At 73.3% G+C, this 23,817-nt stretch carries 28 protein-coding genes; 17 read left to right on the plus strand and 11 right to left on the minus strand.

The features are described 5' to 3' along the window. Positions 1-48: 48 nt before the first annotated feature. The 3 genes from ABZ497_RS13815 to ABZ497_RS13825 all read left to right on the plus strand — a co-directional run bounded on the left by ABZ497_RS13815 (position 49) and on the right by ABZ497_RS13825 (position 2,188). On the plus strand, positions 49-390 hold the full coding sequence (locus ABZ497_RS13815) for a DUF3618 domain-containing protein (RefSeq protein ID WP_359804963.1): 342 nt from the start codon (positions 49-51) through the stop codon (positions 388-390). Between the two features lie 190 nt (positions 391-580). After that, positions 581-883, plus strand: coding sequence for a co-chaperone GroES (locus ABZ497_RS13820; protein ID WP_057237824.1), 303 nt, complete (start codon positions 581-583; stop codon positions 881-883). 114 nt (positions 884-997) lie between these two features. Then, entirely contained in the window at positions 998-2,188 is a 1,191-nt protein-coding gene (locus ABZ497_RS13825) for a winged helix DNA-binding domain-containing protein (RefSeq protein ID WP_359804965.1), read from the plus strand. A gap of 57 nt (positions 2,189-2,245) precedes the next feature. Here ABZ497_RS13825 and ABZ497_RS13830 read toward each other — a convergent pair whose 3' ends face one another. After that, the gene (locus ABZ497_RS13830) at positions 2,246-4,642 is read right to left on the minus strand and encodes a transglycosylase domain-containing protein (RefSeq protein ID WP_359804967.1); all 2,397 of its coding nucleotides are present in this window, start codon (positions 4,640-4,642) and stop codon (positions 2,246-2,248) included. A 332-nt stretch (positions 4,643-4,974) separates the two neighbouring features. Here ABZ497_RS13830 and ABZ497_RS13835 point away from each other — a divergent pair, with 332 nt between their 5' ends. The 8 genes from ABZ497_RS13835 (at position 4,975) to ABZ497_RS13870 (ending at position 12,964) form a co-directional block, all read left to right on the plus strand. Further along, positions 4,975-5,775 carry an ABC-2 family transporter protein gene (locus ABZ497_RS13835; protein ID WP_352293166.1) on the plus strand — a complete coding sequence of 267 codons (801 nt, stop codon included), beginning with the start codon at positions 4,975-4,977 and terminating at the stop codon, positions 5,773-5,775. After that, positions 5,768-6,685 (plus strand): ABC-2 family transporter protein, encoded by a 918-nt coding sequence (locus ABZ497_RS13840; protein ID WP_359804969.1) that lies wholly within the window; start codon positions 5,768-5,770, stop codon positions 6,683-6,685. Before ABZ497_RS13835 ends, ABZ497_RS13840 begins: the two co-directional genes overlap by 8 nt. 35 nt (positions 6,686-6,720) lie before the next feature. Next, the gene (locus ABZ497_RS13845) at positions 6,721-7,680 is read left to right on the plus strand and encodes an ATP-binding cassette domain-containing protein (RefSeq protein ID WP_329487814.1); all 960 of its coding nucleotides are present in this window, start codon (positions 6,721-6,723) and stop codon (positions 7,678-7,680) included. 127 nt (positions 7,681-7,807) lie between these two features. Further along, positions 7,808-9,103, plus strand: a complete 1,296-nt coding sequence (locus tag ABZ497_RS13850) for a DUF445 domain-containing protein (RefSeq protein WP_329487813.1) — start codon at positions 7,808-7,810, stop codon at positions 9,101-9,103. Between the two features lie 62 nt (positions 9,104-9,165). Further along, entirely contained in the window at positions 9,166-10,236 is a 1,071-nt protein-coding gene (locus ABZ497_RS13855; RefSeq protein ID WP_359804971.1) for an adenosine deaminase, read from the plus strand. A gap of 157 nt (positions 10,237-10,393) precedes the next feature. Beyond that, entirely contained in the window at positions 10,394-10,924 is a 531-nt protein-coding gene (locus ABZ497_RS13860; RefSeq protein ID WP_359804973.1) for a hypothetical protein, read from the plus strand. An 81-nt stretch (positions 10,925-11,005) separates the two neighbouring features. Continuing rightward, complete coding sequence (locus tag ABZ497_RS13865; protein WP_359804975.1) at positions 11,006-11,842, plus strand: DUF4097 family beta strand repeat-containing protein; 837 nt, start codon at positions 11,006-11,008, stop codon at positions 11,840-11,842. Between the two features lie 48 nt (positions 11,843-11,890). After that, positions 11,891-12,964, plus strand: coding sequence for an ABC transporter ATP-binding protein (locus ABZ497_RS13870; protein WP_359804976.1), 1,074 nt, complete (start codon positions 11,891-11,893; stop codon positions 12,962-12,964). Positions 12,965-13,010: 46 nt separating this feature from the next. Here ABZ497_RS13870 and ABZ497_RS13875 read toward each other — a convergent pair whose 3' ends face one another. The 4 genes from ABZ497_RS13875 to ABZ497_RS13890 form a co-directional block, all read right to left on the minus strand. Then, positions 13,011-13,337, minus strand: a complete 327-nt coding sequence (locus ABZ497_RS13875) for a nuclear transport factor 2 family protein (RefSeq protein ID WP_359804978.1) — start codon at positions 13,335-13,337, stop codon at positions 13,011-13,013. Positions 13,338-13,395: 58 nt separating this feature from the next. Beyond that, on the minus strand, positions 13,396-13,965 hold the full coding sequence (locus tag ABZ497_RS13880) for a hypothetical protein (RefSeq protein ID WP_359804980.1): 570 nt from the start codon (positions 13,963-13,965) through the stop codon (positions 13,396-13,398). A gap of 61 nt (positions 13,966-14,026) precedes the next feature. Further along, positions 14,027-14,212 carry a DUF397 domain-containing protein gene (locus ABZ497_RS13885; RefSeq protein ID WP_359804982.1) on the minus strand — a complete coding sequence of 62 codons (186 nt, stop codon included), beginning with the start codon at positions 14,210-14,212 and terminating at the stop codon, positions 14,027-14,029. Positions 14,213-14,216: 4 nt separating this feature from the next. Then, positions 14,217-15,116 carry a helix-turn-helix transcriptional regulator gene (locus tag ABZ497_RS13890; RefSeq protein WP_359804984.1) on the minus strand — a complete coding sequence of 300 codons (900 nt, stop codon included), beginning with the start codon at positions 15,114-15,116 and terminating at the stop codon, positions 14,217-14,219. A 220-nt stretch (positions 15,117-15,336) separates the two neighbouring features. Between ABZ497_RS13890 and ABZ497_RS13895 the strand changes: the two genes are divergently transcribed. Both ABZ497_RS13895 and ABZ497_RS13900 read left to right on the plus strand, forming a co-directional pair. After that, a complete protein-coding gene (locus ABZ497_RS13895) occupies positions 15,337-15,699 on the plus strand; it encodes an ATP-binding protein (RefSeq protein WP_329487804.1) in 363 nt (120 codons plus the stop codon). Then, complete coding sequence (locus ABZ497_RS13900) at positions 15,696-15,971, plus strand: hypothetical protein (RefSeq protein ID WP_329487803.1); 276 nt, start codon at positions 15,696-15,698, stop codon at positions 15,969-15,971. The genes ABZ497_RS13895 and ABZ497_RS13900 overlap by 4 nt, the downstream gene beginning before the upstream one ends. 102 nt (positions 15,972-16,073) lie before the next feature. Here the strand turns inward: ABZ497_RS13900 and ABZ497_RS13905 are convergent, their stop codons facing one another. After that, positions 16,074-16,814 carry a CDP-alcohol phosphatidyltransferase family protein gene (locus ABZ497_RS13905; protein WP_359805078.1) on the minus strand — a complete coding sequence of 247 codons (741 nt, stop codon included), beginning with the start codon at positions 16,812-16,814 and terminating at the stop codon, positions 16,074-16,076. A gap of 155 nt (positions 16,815-16,969) precedes the next feature. Beyond that, positions 16,970-17,401 carry a DoxX family membrane protein gene (locus ABZ497_RS13910; RefSeq protein WP_352293144.1) on the minus strand — a complete coding sequence of 144 codons (432 nt, stop codon included), beginning with the start codon at positions 17,399-17,401 and terminating at the stop codon, positions 16,970-16,972. Positions 17,402-17,506: 105 nt separating this feature from the next. Between ABZ497_RS13910 and ABZ497_RS13915 the strand changes: the two genes are divergently transcribed. Beyond that, entirely contained in the window at positions 17,507-18,061 is a 555-nt protein-coding gene (locus ABZ497_RS13915) for a TetR/AcrR family transcriptional regulator (RefSeq protein WP_359804987.1), read from the plus strand. A gap of 50 nt (positions 18,062-18,111) precedes the next feature. Here ABZ497_RS13915 and ABZ497_RS13920 read toward each other — a convergent pair whose 3' ends face one another. Both ABZ497_RS13920 and ABZ497_RS13925 read right to left on the minus strand, forming a co-directional pair. Continuing rightward, positions 18,112-18,831: a YidC/Oxa1 family membrane protein insertase gene (locus ABZ497_RS13920; protein WP_329487800.1), complete on the minus strand. Its 720-nt coding sequence runs from the start codon at positions 18,829-18,831 to the stop codon at positions 18,112-18,114. A gap of 90 nt (positions 18,832-18,921) precedes the next feature. After that, a complete protein-coding gene (locus tag ABZ497_RS13925; protein ID WP_329487799.1) occupies positions 18,922-19,215 on the minus strand; it encodes a DUF6412 domain-containing protein in 294 nt (97 codons plus the stop codon). A gap of 240 nt (positions 19,216-19,455) precedes the next feature. On the opposite strand from ABZ497_RS13925, the gene ABZ497_RS13930 reads away from it, so the two are divergent. Together ABZ497_RS13930 and ABZ497_RS13935 are read left to right on the plus strand one after the other, a co-directional pair. Continuing rightward, positions 19,456-19,740, plus strand: coding sequence for a type II toxin-antitoxin system Phd/YefM family antitoxin (locus tag ABZ497_RS13930; protein WP_329487798.1), 285 nt, complete (start codon positions 19,456-19,458; stop codon positions 19,738-19,740). Continuing rightward, positions 19,733-20,155 (plus strand): type II toxin-antitoxin system VapC family toxin, encoded by a 423-nt coding sequence (locus tag ABZ497_RS13935; protein ID WP_329487797.1) that lies wholly within the window; start codon positions 19,733-19,735, stop codon positions 20,153-20,155. The genes ABZ497_RS13930 and ABZ497_RS13935 overlap by 8 nt, the downstream gene beginning before the upstream one ends. Positions 20,156-20,232: 77 nt before the next feature. Here ABZ497_RS13935 and ABZ497_RS13940 read toward each other — a convergent pair whose 3' ends face one another. After that, positions 20,233-21,336 (minus strand): Gfo/Idh/MocA family oxidoreductase, encoded by a 1,104-nt coding sequence (locus ABZ497_RS13940; RefSeq protein WP_359804990.1) that lies wholly within the window; start codon positions 21,334-21,336, stop codon positions 20,233-20,235. 171 nt (positions 21,337-21,507) lie between these two features. Beyond that, positions 21,508-22,548: a lytic polysaccharide monooxygenase gene (locus ABZ497_RS13945; protein WP_359804992.1), complete on the minus strand. Its 1,041-nt coding sequence runs from the start codon at positions 22,546-22,548 to the stop codon at positions 21,508-21,510. Between the two features lie 407 nt (positions 22,549-22,955). Between ABZ497_RS13945 and ABZ497_RS13950 the strand changes: the two genes are divergently transcribed. Next, a complete protein-coding gene (locus ABZ497_RS13950) occupies positions 22,956-23,735 on the plus strand; it encodes an HAD-IIA family hydrolase (protein WP_329487794.1) in 780 nt (259 codons plus the stop codon). Positions 23,736-23,817 lie beyond the last annotated feature (82 nt).

Here is a 23,817-nt window from a genome sequence, read left to right on the forward strand (position 1 = left end):
AACTGGGTCAGTCGCACAGGACAACATCAGTGAATTGGGGTGGCCCGAGTGGGCGAGGCGAGCACGAAGGACAAGTCGGCGCGGACGACGGCTCAGATCGAGGCGGACATCACCCGCACCCGCACCCAGCTGGCCGCGACCCTGGACGAGCTCGCCATGCGCGTCCACCCGAGCACCATCACGGCCCAGGTCAAGGCGAAGGCCGTGGCCTCCGTGGAGGAGAAGGCCGGCCGGGTGTACGTGGCGGCCAGCGGGCTGGTCGAGCAGGCCAGGGCGCAGTTCGTGGACGAGAAGGGGCAGCCGCGCAAGGAGCGGATCGTGCCCGCCGCGCTGGTCGGCGTGGGCCTGGTGCTGCTGGTCGCCTCGGCCCGCAAGCGCCGCAGGGGCTGAGGGTCGGGGTCCTGCCGGGCCGGGTGCCACCGCACCCGGCCCGCCGGATGCCGGTCCGGGGTCACGCGGGGCGCCGCGGAGCGGTACCTTCGGGGTCGTGAGTACGAACGACGAACCGACCCAGCGGACCACCTCCCCCGAGCAGGATCCGCCGCGCCACGACCGGCTGGGCGAGAAGCTGCCGATCAAGATGCTGCACGACCGCGTCCTGGTGAAGACCGAGGGCAGCGAGGGCGAGCGCCGCTCGACCGGCGGCATCCTCATCCCGGCCACCGCGGAGCTCAGCAAGCGGTGCACCTGGGCCGAGGCCGTCGCGGTGGGCCAGAGCGTCCGCTCGGTGGAGCCCGGTGACCGCGTGCTGTACGACCCGGAGGACAAGCTGGAGGTCGAGGTTCGCGGCGCCACCTACGTGCTGCTGCGCGAGCGGGACCTGCACGCGGTGGCCGCGATGCGCTTCGGCGACGCGGAGGGCTCGACCGGGCTGTACCTCTGAGGGTCCGGGCGGGCACCCTGTGAGGGCTTTCCGGGCGGGTCGGCGCGCCGAGGGCGCGGCGGCCCGCACCGTCGTGTCCGGGCGGTTGTCGGGGGTCGGCAGTAGGGTCCGGGCATGAGCAGCGGTGTGCCTTCGGGCGGGGTGCCTTCGATCGGTGACGACCAGCGCCGGGCCCGGGTCGGGCGGCGGCACCTGCTGGCGCGGGCCGAGCGGGCGGCGCGGGTGGAGGAGGTGGCGGACGCGGTCGTCGGGCTGCACGCCACGGACGCGGCGACGGTCTACCTGTCGGCCTGCGCGCGGCTGGCGGAGCCCTCGGCGGCGGAGGTGGAGCGGGCGCTGTACGAGGACGTCTCGCTGGTGAAGCTGCTGTCGATGCGGCGCACCCTCTTCGCGGTGACGGAGGAGTTCGCCCCGTACGTCAGCTCCGCGGCGGCGCGGGCGATCGCGGTCAAGGAGCGGGCCACGCTGGTGAAGCACCTGCGGGAGTTCGCCGAGGGGTGGGACGAGCCGCGGCTGGCCGCGACGGAGCGGGCCGTGCTGGCGGCGCTGGCCGTGCGGGGCGAGGCGACGACGTCCGAACTCGCCGAGGACGTACCGGCGTTGCGCGAGACGATGCTGATGGCGCAGGGCAAGCCGTACGAGGCCCGGCAGAGCGTGGGCAGCCGGCTGCTGCGGCTGCTGGCCTCGGACGGGCACGTGCGGCGCTCGCGGCCGCGCGGTTCGTGGCTGAGCAGCAGCTATCCGTGGGCGCCGGTGCCGCAGTGGCCGGACGTGCCGGTGCGGGAGGCGAAGGCCGAGGTGGTCCGGCGCTGGCTGGCGGCGTACGGTCCGGCGACGGTCGAGGACGTGAAGTGGTGGACGGGCTGGACGCTGGGGGACACCCGCAGGGCGCTCGGGGACGTCGGCGCGGTGGAGGTGGCGCTGGCCGGCGCGGTGGCGGGCCTGGTGCTGCCGGGGGACGACGGGCCGGTGGCGGAGCCGGAGCCGTGGGCGGCGCTGCTGCCGGCGCTGGATCCGACGGTGATGGGCTGGCGCGGGCGGGACTGGTACCTGCGGCCTGAGGACGTGCCGGCGCTGTTCGACCGGGCGGGCAACGCCGGGCCGACGCTCTGGTGGTGCGGCCGAGTGGTCGGCGGCTGGGCGCAGCGCCCCGACGGTGAGCTGGTGTGGCGGTTCCTGGCGGATGCCGGGGCCGAGGCGCGGGCGGCGGTCGAGGTGGAGGCGGCGCGGTTGGCGGGCTGGTTGGGCCAGGTGCGGGTGACGCCGCGGTTCCGGACGCCGCTGGAGCGGGAGCTGGTGTCCTGAGGTCCTGAGGTCCTGGGGGCGCCGATGGAGGGCTCTGGGGCTCTGGGGCTCCGGGTGCTACGGGGCCTGTCCGGCGGGGTGTCCGTCGGCCGGTGCGGGGGGCTGGGCGGTGGCCGGGCGGGTCGGCGGGGTGCTGGTGTCGTCGGCCGGGGGCGGGGTGCTCGGGGGCGCGGTCGGGGTGTGCGTCGGCCGCGGCGGCGCGGTGGGTCGGTTGGTGGGCGCGGGCGGCTGTTCCGGGGTGCCGGTCGGGGCGGGGGCCTCGGGGCTGGGCGCCGGCGCCGTCTCGGTGGGCCGGCTGCTGGGGCTGGGCGGGGCGGGGGCGGACGGCGTCGGGGTGTGCGTCGGCGCGGTGGTGGTGGCGGTGGCCGTGGCGCTGGGCGACGGCGACGGGGAGGGGGAGCCGCTGCCGGTCGGCCCGCCGGTCTGGGTGGTGCCGCGGCCGGTCTGGAGGTCGAAGCGCTGGACGTCGGTGCCGTCGAGGGCGTCGGCCATGTAGGCCGTCCAGATCCGGGTGGGGAAGGCGCCGCCGTTGATCCGTTCGTAGCCGGCGGTGCCGGACAGCGGCTCCTTGGCGTGGGTCTTCGGGTTCTCCCGGAACAGGCCGACGGTGGTGGCGAGTTCGGGGGTGAAGCCGGCGAACCAGGCGGAGAGGTTGGAGTCGGTGGTGCCGGTCTTGCCGGCGGCGGGGCGGCCGAGGTCGAGGGCGGCGGCGCCGGTGCCGCGGGTGCTGACGACGTCGCGCAGGACGTCGGTGACGGCGTCGGCGGCGCCCCGGTCGAGGGCGCTGGTGGGGACGTGTTCAGGCATCTTGGGGACGTCGATGGCGCCGCCGGAGTTGACGCGTTCGAGTTTGCCGACCGACCAGGGGGCGTACGTCTGGCCGTGGTTGGCGAGGCCGGCGTAGGCGCCGGCCAGGTTGAGGGCGCTGGGGGTGGCGGTGCCGAGCGTCATCGAGGTGTTGGCCGGGTCCATGCCGGGGACGTTGTCGGGGATGCCGAGCCGGACGGCCGTGTCGCGGACGTGGGCGAGTCCGGCGTCGACGCCCTCCTGGGCGTACACCGAGTTGACGGACTTCACCATGGCGTAGCGCAGGGTGATGCTGCCGTAGTCGATGCCGTCCTCGTTGGGCGGGGCGTACGGGGTGGGGCCGCCGGTGACGGGGCGTTCGCTGGTGCCGTCGTAGCGGGTCTCGGTGGTGATCGGGCGGCCGTCGCCGCTGCTGCGGCCGGAGGTGAGGCCGGCGGCGAGGTCGAAGGCCTTGAAGGTGGAGCCGATCTGGTTGTCCTGGCGCAGTACGTCGTTGTAGGGCTGCTTGGCGTAGTCGGGGCCGCCGTAGACGGCGACGACCCGGCCGGTGGCGGGTTCGACGGAGGCGCCGGCGACCCGGACGTCGGTGTCGGTGGCGGGCCGGGCCACGGGGTCGAGTTCGGCGGTGAGTTCCTGCTGGACGGCCTGGACGAAGGCGTCCTGGCGGGGCTTGTCGAAGGTGGTGATGATGCGCCAGCCGCCGGACTTGAGGGTGGCGGCGTCGATGATGCCGGCGGAGACGAGGTAGTCGTCGGCGACGCCGACCAGGTAGCCGGACTGGCCCTTGAGCCCGGTGGCGGGCTGGGGGTCGATCGGGTCGGGGAAGGTGGTGGCGGCGCGGTCGGCCGGGCTGAGGAAGCCGAGTTGGACCATGCCGTCGAGGGTGTAGTTCCAGCGGGCGACGGCCTTCTCGCGGTTGGCGGGGGTGGCGGTCTTGACGTCGTAGGCGCTGGGGGCCTGGAGCAGGGCGGCGAGGTAGGCGCCCTGGGGGAGGGTGAGGCGGGAGACGTCGGTGCCGTAGTAGGCGTGGGCGGCGCTCTGGATGCCGTAGGCGCCCCGGCCGAAGTAGCTGCTGTTGAGGTACCCGGCGAGGATCTGGTCCTTGCTGCGCTGCTGGTCGACCTTGAGCGCGATGAAGAGTTCGCGGCCCTTGCGCTCGATGGTCTGGTCCTGCGTCAGGTAGTAGTTCTTGACGTATTGCTGGGTGATGGTGGAGCCGCCCTGGGTGCCGAGTCCGGTGAGGGTGTTCCAGCCGGCCCGGACCATGCCCTTCAGGTCGATGCCGCCGTTGCGGTAGAAGGTGCGGTCCTCGGCGGAGACGACGGCGTGCCGGGTGTCGAGCGGGATCTGGTCGATCGTGACGTCGGTGCGGTTCACGGCGCCGGTGCGGGCGATCTCGGTGGTGCCGTCGGCGTAGAGGTAGATGTTGTTCTGGGCGACGGCGTGGGCGTTGGCGTCGGGCACGGGGACGATGAGGTAGAGCACGGCGAAGGAGCCGACGGCGAGCAGCAGGGTCGCGGTGAGCGCGCCGAGGGTGACCCGCCAGGTGGGCAGGAGCCGGCGCCACAGCGGCTTGGCGCGGCGGGCTTCGCGGCGGGCGGCCCGTCTGGCGCTGCGCCGGGTGCTGTGGTCTGCCCTCAAGGTCATGCCGCGATTATGTGCTATTTGACCCGTGATCAGGCGTTGGAATAACCGGGTGCGCGGGAAGATCGCCGGAGGTACGGTGAAAGGTGCGAACCACATAGCGCACCCAGTTCGGGCAGCTCCGCCCGCCTGACCCGGCACCCCCCGGGTGGGGCCGGCCGGGGCCGGTCCGCGTGCGCCGGTGTCCCCGGGGACACCTGCCCGCTCCTATTTGTCGACAAGGAGACAATATGTCGAACGCTCTTCCCGCCGAGTCGCGGTTCCGACACCCTCCCGATCCCGATCCCCGTGGTGCTCCACATCCCGCGGGCGCCGCCGGCGGTCCGGGCGCCGCGGTGGCGCTCTACCTCGCCATCGCCCGCGGAGCCTTCCGCCGCTACGCCACCTACCGGGCCGCCACCCTCGCCGGGGCCTTCACCAACACCGTCTTCGGCTTCATCCTCGCCTACACCTTCGTCGCCCTCTGGCAGGCCCGGCCCGGCCTCGGCGGCTACGACCAGAGCGCCGCCGTCACCTACATCTGGGTCAGCCAGGCGCTGCTGGTCACCGTCGCGGTCTGGGGCGGCGGCTTCCAGGACGACGTCCAGGACCGGTTCCGCAGCGGCGACATCGCCATCGACCTCTACCGTCCGGTGGACTTCCAGGGCTGGTGGCTGGCCACCGACCTCGGCCGGGCCGGCTACCACCTGCTCGCCCGCGGCACCCTGCCGATGCTGGCGGGGGCGCTGGTCTTCCGGGTCCGGCTGCCCGAACACCCGCTGACCTGGCTGTACTTCCTGCTGTCGGTGCTGCTCGCGGTGGTGGTCAGCTTCGGGCTGCGCTTCCTCGTCTCGCTCACCGGCTTCTGGCTGCACGACTCGGAGGGGGTGCGCTCAGTGATGCTGGTGGTGTCGATGTTCTTCTCCGGGATGCTGCTGCCGCTGGCGCTCTTCCCCGGCCTGCTCGGCGAGATCGCGCCGGTGCTGCCGTGGGCCGCGCTGATCCAGGTGCCGACCGACGTCTTCCTGGAGCGCTCGACCGGGGCCGCGCTGCTCGGTGCGCTCGGCTTCCAACTCGCCTGGGGCCTCGGGCTGGTCCTCCTCGGCCGGGGCGTCCAGCTGCTCGCCACCCGCAAGGTGGTGGTCCAGGGTGGCTGAGCCGGCCCTCGCCCGCGCCGCGGCCCCGCCCGCCGGAGGCGACCCGCTCCCGAACGACCCGCTCTCCACCGGTCCGCTCCCGACCGAGCGGGGCCTGCTCGCCCGGACCCGCTGGGCGCTGCGCGCCTGGTGGCTCACCGCCGCGATGTGGACCAGGGCGACGATGTCCTACCGGGCGTCCTTCGTGCTGATGCTCGTCGCCAACCTGGTGATCACCTTCCTCGACTTCGTCGTCGTGATCCTGATGTTCCGGCACACCGACCGGCTCGGCGGCTGGACGCTGCCCGAGCTCGGCTTCCTCTACGGCACCTCGGGCTTCGCGCTCGGCATGGCCAACCTGCTGGTCGGCAGCGTCGACGGCCTGGGCCAGCGGATCCGGGCGGGGACGCTGGACACCATGCTGATCCGGCCCGCCCCGGCGCTGGCCCAGGTCTGCGCCGAGCGCTTCTCGCTGCGCCGGATCGGCCGGCCGGTGCAGGCGGTCGGGGTGCTGGCCTGGTCGCTGGCCGCCCTGGACGTCGACTGGACCTGGGACCGGGTGCTGCTCGTCCCGTCCCTGCTGGTCTGCGGCACGGCGATCTTCGCCGCGGTGTTCGTGGGCTTCGCCACCCTCCAGTTCTGGTGGGGCGAGGCCAAGGAGATCCAGAACGCCTTCACCTACGGCGGCGCCACCGTGCTGCACTACCCGCCGACCGTCTTCGCCAAGGAGCTGGTGGCGGGCACCGTGTTCGGCGTCCCGCTGGCATTCGTCAACTGGCTGCCCGCGCTGCGGATCCTCGACCGGCCCGACCCGCTCGGCCTGCCGACCGCCTTCCAGTACGCCTCGCCGATCGCCGCCGTCCTCGCACTGGTGGCGGCCGGGCTGGCCTGGCGCGCCGGGCTGCGGGCCTACCGCGGCACCGGCAGCTGACCCGGCCCCGAACCCCCTTCGAAAGCAGGACTCCCATGGCACTGATCGAACTCGACGACGTCCGCCGCACCTTCACCGTCCGCGCCAAGGCCGGCCGGCTGAAGCGCGAGAAGCGCGAGGTCCGCGCGGTGGACGGGCTGAGCTTCACGGTGGAGGCCGGCGAATGCGTCGGCTACATCGGCCCGAACGGCGCGGGCAAGTCCACCACCATCAAGATGCTCACCGGCATCCTGGTGCCCTCCGGCGGCCGGCTGCGCGTCGCCGGCGTCGACCCGGCCCGGGAGCGCGTCGCGCTGGCCCGCCGGATCGGCGTCGTCTTCGGACAGCGCACCACGCTCTGGTGGGACCTCCCGCTCCGGGACTCCTACGAGCTGGCCCGCCGGATCTACCGCATCCCCGAGCACCGATACCGGGCCAACCTCCGGCGCTGCGTCGAACTGCTCGACCTCGGCGCCCTGCTGGACACCCCGGTGCGCCAGCTCTCGCTCGGCCAGCGGATGCGCGGGGACCTGGCGGCGGCGCTGCTGCACGACCCGCAGGTGCTCTACCTGGACGAGCCCACCATCGGGCTGGACGTGGTGAGCAAGGGCCGGGTGCGCGACTTCCTGCGCGAGGTCAACCGCGACGAGGGCACCACCGTGCTGCTCACCACCCACGACCTCACCGACATCGAGCAGCTCTGCGGCCGGGTCATGGTGATCGACCACGGCCGGGTCGTCTACGACGGCGGCCTGGAGGGGCTGCACGCGGCGGGCGACAGCGAGCGGACGCTGGTCGTCGACCTCGCCGAGGCGCGGCCGCCGATCGAGGTGCCCGGCGCCCGGGTGGTGAAGGTCGACGGGCCGCGGCAGTGGCTGGCCTTCCCGGCCCAGCAGAGCGCCGCCCCGATCGTCGCCGCGGTCGCCGACCGGTACCCGATGGTCGACCTGTCGGTCCGCGAGCCGGCCATCGAGGACGTGATCGCCCGGATGTACGCGGAGGTCGCGATCGGCTGACCGGCCCCGGCGCGGCGGGCGTGCGTCCGGTCCGGTTGCCGGGCCGGGCGCACGGCGTTCCCACGGCGGGGGCGCGTCTTTGTGGGGCGCGCCCTCCGCATGCGCCGGCAACGGGCAGACTGGCGGGGTGAGTGACGATGCCTTCAGCGGGACCGGGCCCGGGGTCCGGTTCACCGCGGCCGACGAGGAGAAGAGACGCGGCGTCCGCCGGATGAAGACCATCGCGACGGGCCTGCTGGCCTTCGCGACCCTGGTCTTCGCCCTGGCCACCTGGGCGAAGGCGGCCGGTGCCGGCGCCTGGGCGGGCTACCTGGCCGCCGCCGCCGAGGCGGGCATGGTCGGCGCGCTCGCCGACTGGTTCGCGGTGACCGCGCTCTTCCGCCGTCCGTTCGGCCTGCCGATCCCGCACACCGCGATCATCCCGACCAAGAAGGACGCCTTCGGCAAGTCGCTCGGCGACTTCGTCGGCGACAACTTCCTCTCCGGCCAGGTGGTGCGCGGCCGGCTCGCCGCGCTCGGCATCGCCCGCCGGCTGGGGGAGTGGCTGGCCGCGCCCGGCAGCGCCGAGCGGGTCACCAAGGAGGCGTCGGCCGCGCTGCGCGGCGTCCTCGCGGTGCTGCGCGACGACGACGTCCAGGCGGTCGTCGGCGAGGCGGTGACCAGGCGGGCCGCCGCCACCTCGGTCGCCGAGCCGATGGGCCGGATGCTCGGCAGGGTGGTCGCCGACGGCGGCCACCACGGCGTGGTCGACCTGATCGCCGTCCGGGTGCACGACTGGCTGACCGAGAACCACGAGGAGGTGGTCCAGCGGGTCACCCAGAAGACCCCGGGCTGGACGCCGAGGTTCCTCGACCACCAGGTCGGCGAGCGGGTCTACAAGGAGCTGATGCGGTTCGTCACCGACATCCGGGACGACCCGCACCACGCCGCGCGCGGCGCCGTCGACAACTTCCTCGCCGACTTCGCCACCGAACTGCAGAGCGACCGGGAGACCATCGCCCGGGTCGAGCGGGCCAAGGCCGACCTGCTGGTCCGCCCCGAGGTGCAGGAGCTCATCGCCTCCACCTGGGCCGCCGTCCGCGCCCTGGTGCTGACCGCGGCCGAGGACGAGGACAGCGAGCTGCGCCGGCGCATCCGTGACGGCGTGCGTGACTTCGGCGCGCGCCTGGCGACCGAGCCGAAGCTCCAGGCCAAGGTGGACGGCTGGCTCCAGGACGCCGCCCAGTACCTCGTCGACACCTACCGTGCGGAGATCACCTCGCTGATCTCCGAGACCGTGGCCGGCTGGGACGCGGACGACGCGTCCCGCAAGATCGAGGCCAACGTCGGCCGTGACCTGCAGTTCATCCGGATCAACGGGACCGTGGTCGGAGCGCTGGCGGGACTGCTCATCCACACCGTGGCGGTTGCCCTCGGGGGGTGAGCCACCTGTGCTTATCCTTGCGGACACAGCTTGATACGCGCGTAGAGAAGAAGGGCACCACCGTGGTCCAGCCGGACGGAAGTCGGATCGGAAACCCCACCGCGAACCGGGGCATCGAGGCGTTCATCGCCGGGATGCCCAAGGCGGAGCTGCACGTCCACCACGTGGGCTCGGCCTCGCCGCGGGTGGTCGCCGAGCTGGCCGCGCGCCACCGCGGCCGGTCGAAGGTGCCGGTCGACCCGGCCGCCCTCGCCGAGTACTTCACCTTCACCGACTTCGCCCACTTCATCGAGGTCTACCTCAGCGTCGTCGACCTGATCCGCGACGCCGAGGACGTCCGCGCGCTGACCTACGGCGTCGCCGAGGACATGGCCCGGCAGAACATCCGGTACGCGGAGCTGACCATCACGCCGTACTCCTCGGTCAGCCGGGGCATCCCCGACGTCGCCTTCATGGAGGCCATCGAGGACGCCCGGGTGCGGGCCGAGAAGGACCTCGGCGTCGTGCTCCGCTGGTGCTTCGACATCCCCGGCGAGGCCGGTCTGGCCGCCGCCGAGGAGACCGCCCGGCTCGCCGTCGACCTCGCCCCCGAGGGCCTGGTCAGCTTCGGCCTCGGCGGCCCGGAGATCGGCGTGCCGCGCCCGCAGTTCAAGCCGTACTTCGACCGGGCGCGGGCGGCCGGTCTGCGCAGCGTCCCGCACGCGGGCGAGACCACCGGCCCCGAGACGGTCTGGGACGCCCTGCGGCTGCTCGGCGCCGAGCGCATCGGCCACGGCACCCAGGCCGTGCGGGACCCGGCCCTGATGGACCACCTCGGCGAGCACCGGATCGCCCTGGAGGTCTGCCCGACCTCGAACATCGCGACCCGCGCGGTCGAGCGGATCGAGGAGCACCCGATCCGGCAGATGGTCGACGCGGGCCTGCTGGTCACCGTCAACAGCGACGACCCGCCGATGTTCGGCACCGACCTCAACACCGAGTACGCGGTCGCGGCCCGGCTGCTGGACCTGGACGAGGCGGGCGTCGCCGCGCTGGCGCGCAACGCGGTCGAGGCGTCCTTCCTGGACCCGGCCGGCAAGGCCCGGATCGTCGGCGAGATCGACGCCCACCTGGCCGGGTGGGGCACGGTCTGACCTTCCCCTGTCATGCCTGCGGGCCGGTGCCGTCCTGGACGGCACCGGCCCGCGGTGCGTCCGGCGGCGGGGCCCGCACCGGCGCGTGGCGCCACTCTTCCGGGTTGTGGCGCCAAAAGGACTTGGTGTGGCGCCACGGGTGTGCCATTCTTGGGTCATGGACCTCTCGCCGTACGTCGACAACCTCCGGAACGAGCTCGCGGTCGCAGCGAGCGCGGGCGGAGACGAAGCCCGTGCCCTGGCCGAGCGCCTGACTCTTCCGCTGGAGTCGGCCGTGCGGCTCACCCTTCTCAACGCCCTCTCCGCCGCGATGGGCGAGGTCACCCGTGATCTCGCACCCGGCTCGGTGGACGTCCGGCTCCGGGGGCTGGATCCGGAGTTCGTGGTGATGGCGCCACCGTCGCCGGAGGTGTTCCACGACACCGGCGAGCGGTCACCGGCGCCGGTGGCGCCGCCGGTGGCACCGGCGGCGCCGGAGGGGGAGGACGGCAACACCGCCCGGATCAACTTCCGCCTGCCCGCCCACCTCAAGACCAGGGTCGAGGAGGCGGCCGGTCAGGAGGGACTCTCGGCCAACGCCTGGCTGGTGCGCGCCGTCGCCGCCGCCCTGGAGCCGGGCGAGCCCGTCCGGGCCGTCGGGCGGACGGTGTCACCCACCGGGCAGGGGTTCACCGGCTGGGTCCACTAGGTTCCGCGCTTCCCACTCCTTCTCCTTCCACCCCGTCCGACCGGCGGGTTCATCCATCAGAGCCAAGAGAACGGGACAGCCATGCCTTCTTTCGACACTCCCGGCCCGATCAGCGCCACCATCGAGTTCGACATCGCGTCCGTCCGGATCGCCGCGGGCAAGCGCACGGACACCGTGGTCGAGGTCCGGCCGGCGGACCCGGCGGTCGAGGCGGACGTCAAGGCCGCGGAGCAGACCAGGATCAGTTACGCGGGCGGCGCCCTGGTGGTGAAGGGCCCGAAGAAGCGCTCGCTCTTCGGGCGGGCGGGCTCGGTCGACGTCACCGTCGAGCTGCCGGCCGGCTCGGAGGTCCACGGCAACGCGCCGATGGGGGACTTCCTCTGCGAGGGGCTGCTGGGCGACTGCCGGGTGCGGACGTCGGTCGGCCGGATCCAGGTCGAGCACGCGGACTCCGTCCACCTGCGGACGGACCACGGGGACGTCCGGCTGCGGCGGGCCGACGGGGAGGCCGAGGTCAACGGCTCCGGCCGGGTCGAGATCGGCACCGTGGCGGGCGCGGTGACGGTGAAGAACCTCAACGGCGAGACGGTGATCGGCGAGGCCGGCGGGGACCTCAAGGTCAACTCCTCCAACGGCCAGATCCAGGTCGGCGCGGCCCTCGGGGACGTGGACATCAAGACGGCCCAGGGCGCCATCCGGATCGGTGAGGTGGTCCGCGGGCGGGTCGTCCTGCAGAGCGCCATCGGCGAGCTGGAGGTCGGCATCCGCGAGGGCACGGCCGCCTGGCTCGACGTCCACACCAAGCTTGGTAGCCTCCGCAACTCGCTCGGCGCCGCGGCGGGCCCCGGCGAGGCGACGGAGCGGGTCGAGATCCGGGGGCGGACGCAGCTCGGTGACATCGTGATCCGGCGCTCCTGACCACCCGGCCACGGCCCGGCGTACCCGGTAGCGAAGGAGGCGTGAGCCATGACCCTGAGGCCGGTCCCCGCCGCCCCGATCACGGCGGCGGTCTCCGTGGCCGGACTGACCAAGTCCTACGGGGGGAGAGTGGTGCTGGACGGCATCGACCTGACGGTCCCCGAGGGCACGGTGTTCGCACTCCTCGGGGCGAGGGGAGCCGGGAAGAGCACCGTCGTGCGGATCCTCTCCACGCTCGTCCCGGCCGACGGCGGGGTGGTGCGGGTGGCCGGGCACGAGCTGGTGCAGCGGGCGGGCAGGGTCCGGCAAGCGGGTAGGGCCCTGCAAGGGGGCGGGGCCCTGCGAGGAGGCAGGGCTCGGGGTGCGGGTGCGGGTGCGGGTGCGGTTCGGGGCGTGGGCGGAGTTCGGGGCGCGGGTGAGGTCCGGCGGGCGATCGGTGTCGTCGGCCAGGTCTCGGCGGTGGACAAGCTGCTGACCGCCGAGGAGAACCTGCTCCTGATGGCGGACCTCCACCACCTGGGTCGTCGGGAGGGGCGCAGGAGGGTCGCGGAGCTGCTGCGGCGCTTCGAGCTGAGCGAGGTGGCGAACCGAGCGGCCGCCGGTCTCCCGGTCGGCGTGCTGCGCACGCTGGATCTGGCGATGGCGCTGGTCGGGGAGCCTCGGGTCGTCCTGCTCGACGAGCCGACCGCCGGCCTCGACGCGGCGGGCCGGCGGGCGCTGGGGGAGGCGGTCCGGGGCCTCGCCACCGAGCACGGCCTCACCGTCCTGCTCACCACGCGGCACCTGGAGGAGGCGGACCGGGTCGCCGACCGGACGGCCGTGCTCAACGGCGGCCGGATCGTGGCCGAGGGCACGGCGGCCGAGCTGAAGCGGTTCGTCCCGGGTAGTCACCTGCGGCTGAGCTTCGCCGGCCGGGCCGAACTCCGGGCGGCCGCAGCGCTCTTCGACTACGCGGCGCCGGACGAGGAGGCGCTGGCGCTGTCCATACCCGGCGACAACTCGATCGTCACGGTGAAGGCCGTGCTGGACGCCCTGGACCTCGCCGCCGTCCGCGCGGAGGCGCTGACGGTGCACGGTCCTGACCCGGAGGAGGTGCTCACCGCCCTGCTGTCGGCGGGGTGACGGGTGAGGGCGGGCGAGCAGGGTGGGGCGAGCAGGGTGCGCGGGCTCAGCCGAGGAACTCGACGCGGTCGATGAGGCCTTCGCTGACCCGGTAGGCCACCAGGACGCGGACCGGTTCGTCGGACAGGCCGTGGGCGACTTCGTGGTCGACCACCCAGTCGCCCTCGGTGAGCCGTCCCACGATCTCCGCCCGGCAGCGGCCCGCGGCGAACTGCCGGGTGTAGGTGTCGCGCAGGGCCTGACGGCCTTCCAGGCGGCTGCCGTCACGCCGCAGAACGAGGACGTCCTCGGCGTAGGTGGCGACGAAGGCGTCGATGTCGTGGTTGTTGTAGGCGGTGAGCTGCTGCTCGACCACGTCCCGCGGGCTGGTCATGCGGGGTTGTCCTTTCGGGTTCGAGCGGGGTTCGGGGCACAGCCGAGGCACGGCCGGGTCAGCTCTTCACGACGAAGACGATTCCGACGACGACCGCGATGACGAGGCCGGCGATGGCCCCGGCCGCCATGGGGCCCACCCGGTCGCGGAGTTGCTTCGACGACTGGACGCGGATGCTCGGATCCGTGCTCAGCTCCCACCAGTTGATGATGCGCCGGAAGTCCACGTGGAAGTCGGGGGAGGGGTAGACGTCGCTGTGCTGGAGCCCGGGCAGTGAGCGGCGCCGGCCGTTCGTGAGGTGGATCCGGGGCACGAGCGAGTATCCGTACTGGTTGTCGGTCTCGCGGATGTCGATCCAGCGGATCTCGTGCCAGGGATGGGTGCGGCCGCGACCGAGGCCCCAGCAGATGGTGATGCCGGAGGCGTCGACGGTGGTCCAGGACCGGAGCACGACGAAGGTGGCGAGACCGACCAGCACCAGGGTCCCGCCGAGCACCCAGCCGAAGCCCGCCGGGCCGAGACGGTAGGCGGCGAAGACTCCCTCGACGGCCAACACCACACAGAGGACGCCGAGATGAAGCCAGGACGGACGATACCGGTCTTTCCCCCGGAAGCTCAGTTCGATCACCGTTCGCACACTACGCCCCGGGCCCGGTGGAGAGGGAGGGAGCCCGGGGCGGGCCCGGGTGTCAGACGTCGAACTCGCCGTTGCGGATCCCGGCGAGGAGGTCACGCCATTCGTCGGTGGTGAGTTGGGCGACGGCGGAGGGCTGGAGGCTGCTGCGGACGAAGACGGTGTCGGGGGTGATGGCCACCTCGGGGCAGTTGGCAGAGTTTGCGCACGCCTCGGGGCGTATCCAGGTGAGGTCATCCATTGGTCTACATCTCCTTCTTGATCTTTGAAATCAGATCGCGAGAACGGTCGACCGACAGAGCCCTTTCGGTCATCTCCTCTATGATCGCGCGATACTTGTCCAGGTGTTCTGTTGAATGAAGGAACGTCGGCCCGTCGACGGTGTCATAGAGGACGGTGTCGAGGCGTGGCGCGGTGCCGTTCATGTAGATGATCGCTTGGCCGGATCCCTTGAATCCACCCGACTCGAAGGTGATCGCGCGAAGCGTGACATGCTGACGTTCCGAGAGCTCCAGTAGCCAGTCCAACTGCTCTCGTGCCGCTTCTCGGCCACCAAACTGCATGCGCAGTGCGGCCTCGTGCACGATCGCGAGATAGGGCGGGGCGCCCTCTGTCATGAGAGTATCGGCGCGTCGCATGCGATGTTCGATACGAGTTTCCACCACGCGTGGACTCAGTGGTACCTGGGCGTCGCGGAAGATGGCTCTGCTGAATCGCTCGGTCTGCATTGGCCCTGGAGGATGGCAGATCTGGTAGGACTGCGTTCCGCGAGCGAGGTATTCCTGCTCGGCGATATCGAGGAACCCGATCGGGACGGCTCCCCGATACTCCTCCCACCATCCCTTGGAGCGGTCGCCCGCCATAGCCGCGAGAGCTTCGACGAAGTCCTGGTCGGTCTCGCCGTACTTGTTGGCCAGCGCGATCACGCGTTCAGCGCTGACCGGATAGGTCCCCTGCTCGATGAGTGTGACCTTGCTGCGGTCCACCCCGAGAACGGTGGCGGCCTCTCCTGCCGTGCAGCCGGCGGCATCTCGCATCTTCCGTAGCTCGATGCCGACCCGCTTGCGGCGTGCTGTTGGGGTAGGTGGCATCTGCCAAGCATCTACCCCCGCAGCTGTGCCAGTCCAGCTGATCAATTGGCACATCTTCTATGGATCGGCTGGCAAATTTGCCGTCCAGTGCCCTACAGTCTGTGATGCACCGCTCACCGAACGGGTTGTCAGTAACGCCAACCCCTAGGGCAGTTGGTACCTGCTGCCCGGGCACCGAAGAGCATCCGTATGTGGTCCTTCCAGCGCCGCTGCGGACTTGCTCACGGCGACACCCTCACCGGTGTGCCCCACCTACACCGCAGGGAGACTCCCCGTGTGTAACCGCAACTCCCCTTCCCTCACCCTCGCCCGCGAGGGCCTCCGCAGCGCCATGGCGCGGAGCGGCTGGCACCCCGAGGTCATCGCCGACGCCGAACTCGCGCTCGCCGAACTCATCGTGAACGCCTGGCGGCACGGCCGGACGTCCTCGCCGGTCGTCCTGGTGTTCATCAACGACACCACGCTGCGGGTCTCCGTGAACGACGACAGCTGCGAGCTGCCGGAGCAGCGCCACCCCTCCGACCTCGCCGAGTGCGGGCGCGGCCTCCAGCTCATCGAGGGCCTCACCCACCGGTGGGGCGCCGAGCCCTGCAAGCGCGGCAAGGCCGTCTGGTTCGAGCTGGACGCCGTCGCGTGAACGTCGTCCACCTGCCCGTTCCCCCGCGGCCTCACGAGGCCGCCACCACCACCGTCCCCTACCTCGCCGTCGAACCCTCCCCGGACGCCGCCGTCCAGCTCCGGCTGGCCGTCGACGACCCCGTCGGTGCGGATCCCGACGAGCAGCTCGTCTTCCGTCTCACCACCCGGCAGGCCGAGGACCTCATGCACGGCCTCGCCTGGCGGCTGGGCTGGCGCTGCGGCAGGCCCCTCGGCGCCATCTCGACGAGTCCGCCGTGCTCGGACTCCTGAGCCTGATCGTCCTGTCCGCCGTCGTCGGCGCGGTCTGCCAGGCGAGGAGCGACGCCCTGCGCCGCGACGCCGCCGACCGCGCCGGGGCGGTCCGGCGGCCGGTCAGCGCAGGCGCGACGAGGAGAGGATCGACGCCAGGTGGGCGACGACCATCCCCCAGGTGATCACCGCGATCGCGGCCAGCGCGATCCGGGTCGGCCCGAGGTTGCCGACCGCCGCGTCCGCCACCGCCGTGGCCAGCAGCACCAGCGAGGCCTCGATGCCGTTGGTCACCCGGTGGATCTTGAAGATGGAGGCGAACCGTCGCGCGGTGGCGATGCCCTGCGAGCGCGGCTGGGTCGACTCCTCGTCGGCGGGCGCCAGCCCGCTGCGGGCCCGGGCCACGTCGACCAGGTCGGTGGAGGCCTTCAGCAGGACGACGCCCAGCGCCGTCGCCAGGCCGACCGAGATCCACAGGTCGGACCCGCCCCGGGCGGCCCGGATGCCCGCACCGATCATCAGCGCGGCATCGGCCAGGTAGGCGCCGAGCCGGTCGACGTACACGCCCGCCGTGCTGAACTGCCGCTTCCAGCGGGCCACCTCGCCGTCGACGCAGTCGAACAGCAGGAACCCCTGGAACAGCAGGGCGGCCAGGATCGCGCCCGTCAGTCCGGGGATCACGAGGGCGGCCCCGGCGCCGACGCCGCAGACCACCATCACCCAGGTCAGGGTGTTCGGCGAGACGGACGTCCGCACCAGCCGCCGCGTCGTCCGCAGCGAGATCCGGCGCATGTAGAGGCGGCCCGCCCAGTGCTCACCGTTGCGGCTCTGCATCTTGGCCTGCGGCTGGCAGACCTCCCGCATCTCGGCCAACGTCGGGGCTGCGACCTTCACGAATTCCTCCACCTTGTCCGGCCGGACTCAGAAACGATCAAAGGCTACGGCCTGCCGTGGCCACGGTCCGGGGCGGGTCTCCGAGTGGCGCCGCCGAGCCGGCACGGAGGCGCGAGGGCACGGGGTCAGCCCGCGAAGGTCAGTGCGGCGGCCGCGACGAACAGCACCTGCAGAGCGGTGCGGGGGCCGATCGGGGTGACGCCGGGGAGTCGGCGGCGGGCGGCCGAGACGTTCGCCGGGAACATCGCGATCATCATGAGGATCAGGCCCGCGGACGCCAGCCTGGTCGTCGCCGGGACGAGGACCAGGACGGCGCCGGCCAGCTCCAGCAGGCCGGTCAGCGTGATCAGCAGCTCCGGCCGGGGCAGGCCCGGCGGGACCATGGCGACGAGTCCGCTCCGCAGGCGCGGGAGGAAGTGCGCGGACGCGGTGAGCAGGAACATCGCGGCCAGTCCGACCCGCAGGGCGGGGTGCCAGCCGTCGAGCACGTCCACACCGGCCAGTCCGGCCAGGCGGGCGGCCAGGAATCCGGCGACAAGAGCGATCAGGGGTGCCATCTCGGCCTCCGAAGGTGCGGGTGGTGCCCTGCGTGCAGGGCATCTTGACACCATCAAGTTAGGTGCGGCCGCGCCATCTTGTCAATGGAAAGTTATGATCGGGGCATGTCTGCCCAGCCCTATCACCACGGTGACCTGAGGAATGCCCTGCTCGCCGCCGCCGCCGCGGCCATCGAACAGAACGGGCCCGCCGCGCTGAGCCTGCGCGAGCTGGCCCGCCGGGCCGGCGTCTCCCACGCCGCCCCCGCCCACCACTTCGGCGACAAGGCGGGACTGCTCACCGCACTCGCCGCCCAGGGGTACGAACTCCTCGCCGACGCGGTACGCGCTGCCGGGCCGGACCTGGCCGGGGCGGGGATCGCCTACGTCCGGTTCGCCGTCGGGCACCGCGCCCACTTCGCGGTCATGTTCGAGCCCGGCCTCTACCACCCGGACGACCCGCACCTGTCCGCCGCCCGGGCCCGCGCCGACGAGGCCCTCGCCGCCGCGCTCGCGGCGTCCGCCCCGCAGCACGCGCGGGAGCGCGAGCTCAAACTGGCGGCCTGGTCGATCGTCCACGGCTTCGCCCAGCTGTGGAACAGCGGGAGCCTGCCCGACCGCGCCGGGGAGGACCCGGCGACGATCGCCCGCGCGGTGATCGGCAACCTGCTGCGCGCCTGACCCGCCCGGCGGCGGGGGCCCCCGCCGCCGGACCGTACGGCGCGCGCCGGTCAGATCAGCGCCACCGCCGGCACCGGCGCGGTCCCGCCCCGGTGCAGCCAGCCGCGTTCGGCGGCCGACCAGGCGGACGTCGTCAGCAGGTAGAGCGCGGCAGCCAGCGGCACCAGCGCCGCGAACAGCACGGTGCCGAACGACAGGTACGGCATGACCGCCATCAGTCCGGCCTGCCCGGGCTGCCCCGGCTGCGCCGGCTGCTTCGGAGCGGCCGCCTGCGCACGGCGGGCCCGGCGGAAGTTGACGTACCCCACGGCGGCCAGCCCGGCGTACAGCGCGCCGAACACCACCCACTGCGCGGCGCTCTGCGCGCTGCCCGCGTGCAGGCCGAGCGGGACGCCGAAGAGGGTGTGGCCGAGCAGGTCGTTCGGGGTGGTGAACAGCCGGTACATCACCGAGAAGAACGGGATCTGGATCAGCATCGGCAGGCACCCGGCGAACGGCGAGGCCTTCTCCTCCCGGTACAGCTCGGCGAGCGCGGCCTGGAGCTTCTCCGGCTTGCCCTTGTGCTTGCGGTTCAGCTCGGCGACCTTCGGCGCGAGCCGGGCCCGCGACTTCTCGCCGCGCGCGGCCGCCCGCGCCAGCGGGTGCAGGGCGAGCCGGACGCAGACGGTGAACAGGACGATCGCCAGCGCGGTGGGCACCAGCTGGGCGAGGGAGGCGACGACGTCGTGGGCCAGGCCGACGGCCGGGTCGAGCACTGCGAAAACGGACATGGTGGAGCGAGCCCTCCGGGGTCTCAGCGTCTCAGGACATGAGTGATCGGCGGAGGGCGGCCGCGTGGACGGCGGTGGAGAAAGGGGTGGTTACGCGGCCGCCGGGGCCGCGCCCGGGGCCCTGGGGCGTCGCCTGCCCCGGGCGTCGGGATCGCGCTGCGGGAGGAAGGCCGTCCGGAGCGCCCGACGCCGCAGCGTCCCGTCCCGGACGGCGGCCGGCGCCCGCGCGCCCAGCAACCGGGCCGCGGCCAGCGTGCCCGCGACGGCGCCGGCCAGCAGCACCACGGCCGCGGCGGCGGCCACCGAGGTCAGCGTCCCACCGTCGGTGAGCGCCTCCCCGGTCAGCACCCGGAGCAGGCCGAGCAGCATCGCGACGAATCCCACGGTGAGCTCCTCTCCTGCCAAGTGCCGAGTGCCGAGTGCCGGGCACCGACTGCCGGGCGTACCGGCTGACGAACCGACTGGTGTGCCGACGGACGCGCCGTGCTCGGCGGTACCGGGTCCGGGCGTTGTCGACGATGGTACGACGCCCGGCGCTCCCGGGGGAGCGCGCGCTCACGGCGGGCGGCCCCGGCGCTCCCGCGCACCGTAGCCAGCGGTGCTACCCGGGGCTACCTTGGAAGGATGAAGACGATTACCCAGCGGGAGTTCCGGAACAACTCCGCCGCGGTGATGGACGCGGTGGAGGCGGGCGAGACCTTCCACATCACCAGGAACGGGGTCGAGGTCGCGGAGCTGCGGCCGGTCGCGGAGCGGCGGCGCCTCACGGCCGAGGAACTGGTGGCGCGGCACGTGAAGCTGCCGCGGGTGGACTACCAGCAGATGCGCAAGGAGGCCGAGGAGTACTTCGGCCCCGAGGAGCTGGTGGGGGACGACGGCGACGACCCCTTCGAGCGGCGGCGTGGCTGAGCGGCGCAGGGCGCCCCGGCGCCGCCCGGCCGGGGTACTGGACACCTGCGTCTACATCGACCTGGCGCTGCTCAACCCGGCCGAGCTGCCGGCCGTGCCGGAGCTGACCGCGATCACCTTCGCCGAGCTCCAGCAGGGCGTCTCGATGGCTCGGGACGCGGTCAGCCGGGCGTCGCGGCTGGAGGTGCTGGGCGCGGCGATGGCCGACTTCGACCCGCTGCCCTTCGACGCGGCCGCCGCCGCCCGGTACGGGACGCTGGTCACGCTGACCATCGCCGCCGGGCGCCAGCCGCGTCCGCGCCGGATCGACCTGATGATCGCGGCCGTCGCCTCCGCGCACGGGCTGCCGCTGTACACGCGCAACGTGGCGGACTTCCGGGGCCTCGGCGCGGCCGTCGAGGTCATCGGGATCTGACCGGATCCGACTCGGTCCGGCCGACTCCAGCCGGGGCCGACCAGGTCCGACCGGCCGCGCCGCGCCCCCGGAAGGGGTCAGCCGAGCCGGACGGTCGTGCCGGTGGCGGCCGAGGTGCGGGCGGCCTCCAGGACGGTCAGGGTGGCCACGGCGTCGAGCGGGTCGACCGGCGGCGCAGTGCCCGGGTCGGCCAGGGCGGCGGCGACGCCCGCGTAGAAGGCGGGGTAGTCGCCCAGGTCGGTCGGGACGGTGGTCGCGTCCTCGTCGGTGCCGACGGTGCCGTACCGGGAGGGCTGGTCGGCGCCCCACGGCGCCCCGGCGCGGCCGGTGCCGTCCGGGCGCTGACCGGCGCGGAGGTCCTCCTCCTGCGGGTCCATGCCGAACTTCACGTATCCGGCGGTGTCGCCGAGCACCCGCAGCCGGGGCCCGACGAGCGGGGTGATGGCGCTGGTCCACAGGTGGGAGCGGGTGCCGGAGGCGTGGGTGAGGGCGAGGAAGGCGTCGTCGTCGACCACCGCGCCGTCCCGGCGGGTGTCGATCTCGGCGTAGACCGTCTCGACCGGGCCGAACAGGGTGAGCGCCTGGTCGACCAGGTGGCTGCCCAGGTCGTACAGCGTGCCGCCGCCCTCGGCCGGGTCGGCCAGCTCGCGCCAGCCCGCCTTGGGCTTGGGGCGGAACCGCTCGAACCTGGACTCGAAGCGGTGGACCCGGCCCAGCGCGCCCTCGCGGACCAGCCGGGCGGCGGTGAGGAAGTCGCCGTCCCAGCGCCGGTTCTGGAAGACGGAGAGCAGGACGCCCTGCGACCGCGCCAGCGTGCAGAGCTCCCGCGCGTCGGCGGCGGTGGCGGCCAGCGGCTTGTCGACCACGGTGGCCAGCCCGGCGCGCAGCGCGGCCCGGGCGAGCGGGACGTGGGTGCGGTTGGGCGAGGCGATCACGATCAGGTCGAGCGCGTCCCGGTCGGCCAGCAGCTGCTCCGGGGTGTCCACGGCACGGGCGCCGGGGTGGTCCGTGCGCAGCTGGGCGCGGCGGTCGGGGTTGGCGGTGACCACCGCGTCCAGCCGGAGCCCGGGGGTGCTGGCGATCACCGGGGCGTGGAAGGCGGCTCCGGCCAGACCGTAGCCGATCAGGCCGACACGGAAGGGGCCGTCGTGGTCGCGGGAAGGGCGTGAGGAGGGGCTCATGCGCCTTACTCAATCACGGTGCGCCAGCACGAGGTGTCCGATTGGCCCCGGTTTCGGTGCCGTCGGTGTGACGGACGGTGAGGCGGCCGCGGTGGTTCGACCGGGACGCCCGCCGGTGGGGCGGCGGGCGTCCCGGCGGTCCGGGGGCGGGTCGGTCCGGGGTGGTCGGGGTCAGCGGGCGTGGGCGCCCGGGGTGCGGCGGCGCTGACGGTGGATGACGGCGACGACGGCGCCGGCCAGGAGGAAGGCCGAGCCGATCGAGGCCAGGACGCCGAGGGAGCGGTCGGAGCCGGTCTGGGCGAGCCGCTCGTGATCGGTGGCCGGCACCGGGGCGGGCGCGGGAGCCTGCGTGGTGGGACCGGGGCCGGCCACCGCGGCGGGGCCGGCCGTGGGCGGCGGCGTGGTGGCGGAGGCGGCGGGGGTGGTGGCCGCGGCCGTCGGGGCGGCGGTCGGCGTGGCCGGAGCGGTGGTGTGGTCGTGCCCGGCGGGGTGCCCGGACGACGGAGCCGGGGCGGTGCCGCCCGGAGCGGGGGCGGGCGGCGTCGCGGGTGTCGTCGTCGGCGCGGTGCCGCTGCCGTCGAAGACCACGTCCGAACAGGAGTAGAACGCCTCCGGGCTGTCCGAGCGCTGCCAGATCGCGTAGATCAGCTGGCGTCCGGTCTTCCCCGCCGGGACCTTGCCGGGCAGCACGTAGGAACCGTCCGTCAGCTGCGGGTCGGTGACCGTGAGGAACGGCTGGGGCTCCAGGTCCGCCCAGGTCAGCGGCTTGGTCGGGGAGTAGTCGGCGTTGGTGACGAAGAGCTGGAAGGTGCCCCGGTGCGGCGCGGTGGCACGGTAGCGGAAGGTGAAGTCCGACCCGGCCGTGAGGTTGGTGGCCGGCCAGTCGGCGCGCGGCAGGTCGAGGCCCTTGTACAGGTCCGAGCCCGCGCTGCACAGCCGGCCGTCCGGGATCAGCTCGCGGTGGCGCCCGGCGGCGTCCCCGATCCGCAGGCTCATCCAGTCGTAGAGGGCGGCCGTGCCCCCGGCGGCCACGGCGGCCCGGCAGGCCGCCGACTTCGGGTGCTCGGCGCCCTCCAGGTAGCAGCCCTCGATCCGGCTGAGCGGATTCTGCATCGAGCCGTGCGCGGCGGCGGATCCGCCTCCGACCCCGACGGTGAGGCCGGCGGCGGCGAGGGTGAGGACGGCGGCGGGGAGGCGGTGGCGCACGGGCATGGTGAGGGGACTCCTTCGCGGGAGCGGGGTGAGGGTGGTGCCGTTCACGCTAGCCGGGCGGCGGGGGCCTGCTGAGGGGTGCTCAGAGAGGTTAGGGGCGGCTTAAGGAGCCGTTGAGGCGGGAGAGCCGCAGGACGGTCCCGGGGCCCGTCCGGAGCCGGTCCCGGCCCGGGGCCCGGTGCGGGGTCCGGTGCGGTCGTCCGGACCTGGGCGTTCCGGTGGGCGGGACGTACTGCCGTCGGGCTGGTGTGCGGATTAGGCTGTGCCCCGTTGGGGCAGCCAGCAGTACCCCCGGCGGTCCGGTGTCCCGAGGTGGGTCCGGCCGGTGGGAGGCGCAACGGTGACGGCGGTGCGCCGCAGATTTGGTACGACCATCGCAAGACGTTGCAACTTCGGGAGACACGCACGTGGCAGAGCGCAAGCCCATCGAGTCCTGGCTGACCGACATGGACGGGGTCCTCATCCACGAGGGCACGCCGATCCCCGGCGCGGAGGAGTTCCTGCGCCGGCTGCGGGAGTCCGGCAAGCCCTTCCTGGTGCTCACCAACAACTCGATCTACACCCCGCGCGACCTCAGCGCGCGCCTGGCCGGCATGGGCCTGGAGGTGCCGGAGGAGTGCATCTGGACCTCCGCCCTGGCCACCGCGAAGTTCCTCAAGGGCCAGCGCCCCGGCGGCACCGCCTACGTGATCGGCGAGGCCGGCCTGACCACCGCGCTGTACCAGGCGGGCTACGTGCTGACCGACAACAACCCGGACTACGTCGTCCTCGGCGAGACCCGCACCTACAGCTTCGAGGCGCTCACCAAGGCGATCCGCCTGATCAACCAGGGTGCCCGCTTCATCTGCACCAACCCCGACGAGACCGGCCCGTCCACCGAGGGCGTGCTGCCGGCCACCGGCTCGGTCGCGGCGCTGATCACCAAGGCGACGGGCGTCGAGCCCTACTTCGTCGGCAAGCCCAACCCGCTGATGATGCGCGAGGCGCTGAACAGCGCCGGAGCCCACTCGGAGACCGCCGTGATGATCGGCGACCGGATGGACACCGACATCGTGGCGGGCATGGAGGCCGGCATGGAGACCATCCTGGTGCTCACCGGCCTCACCGCCGCCGCCGACGTGGAGCGGTTCCCGTACCGGCCGACCCGGGTCGTCCAGTCGATCGCGGACCTGGTCGACCTGGTCTAGCCTCTGCTCTGATGACGCGGGCCCCGCCCGGCCGGTGGCCGGGCGGGGCCCGTCCGTTTGCGTGCGCCTGTTGCGTATGCGG

It is taken from the genome of Kitasatospora sp. NPDC005751 (genome assembly GCF_040630835.1).
Lineage (GTDB): Bacteria > Actinomycetota > Actinomycetes > Streptomycetales > Streptomycetaceae > Kitasatospora.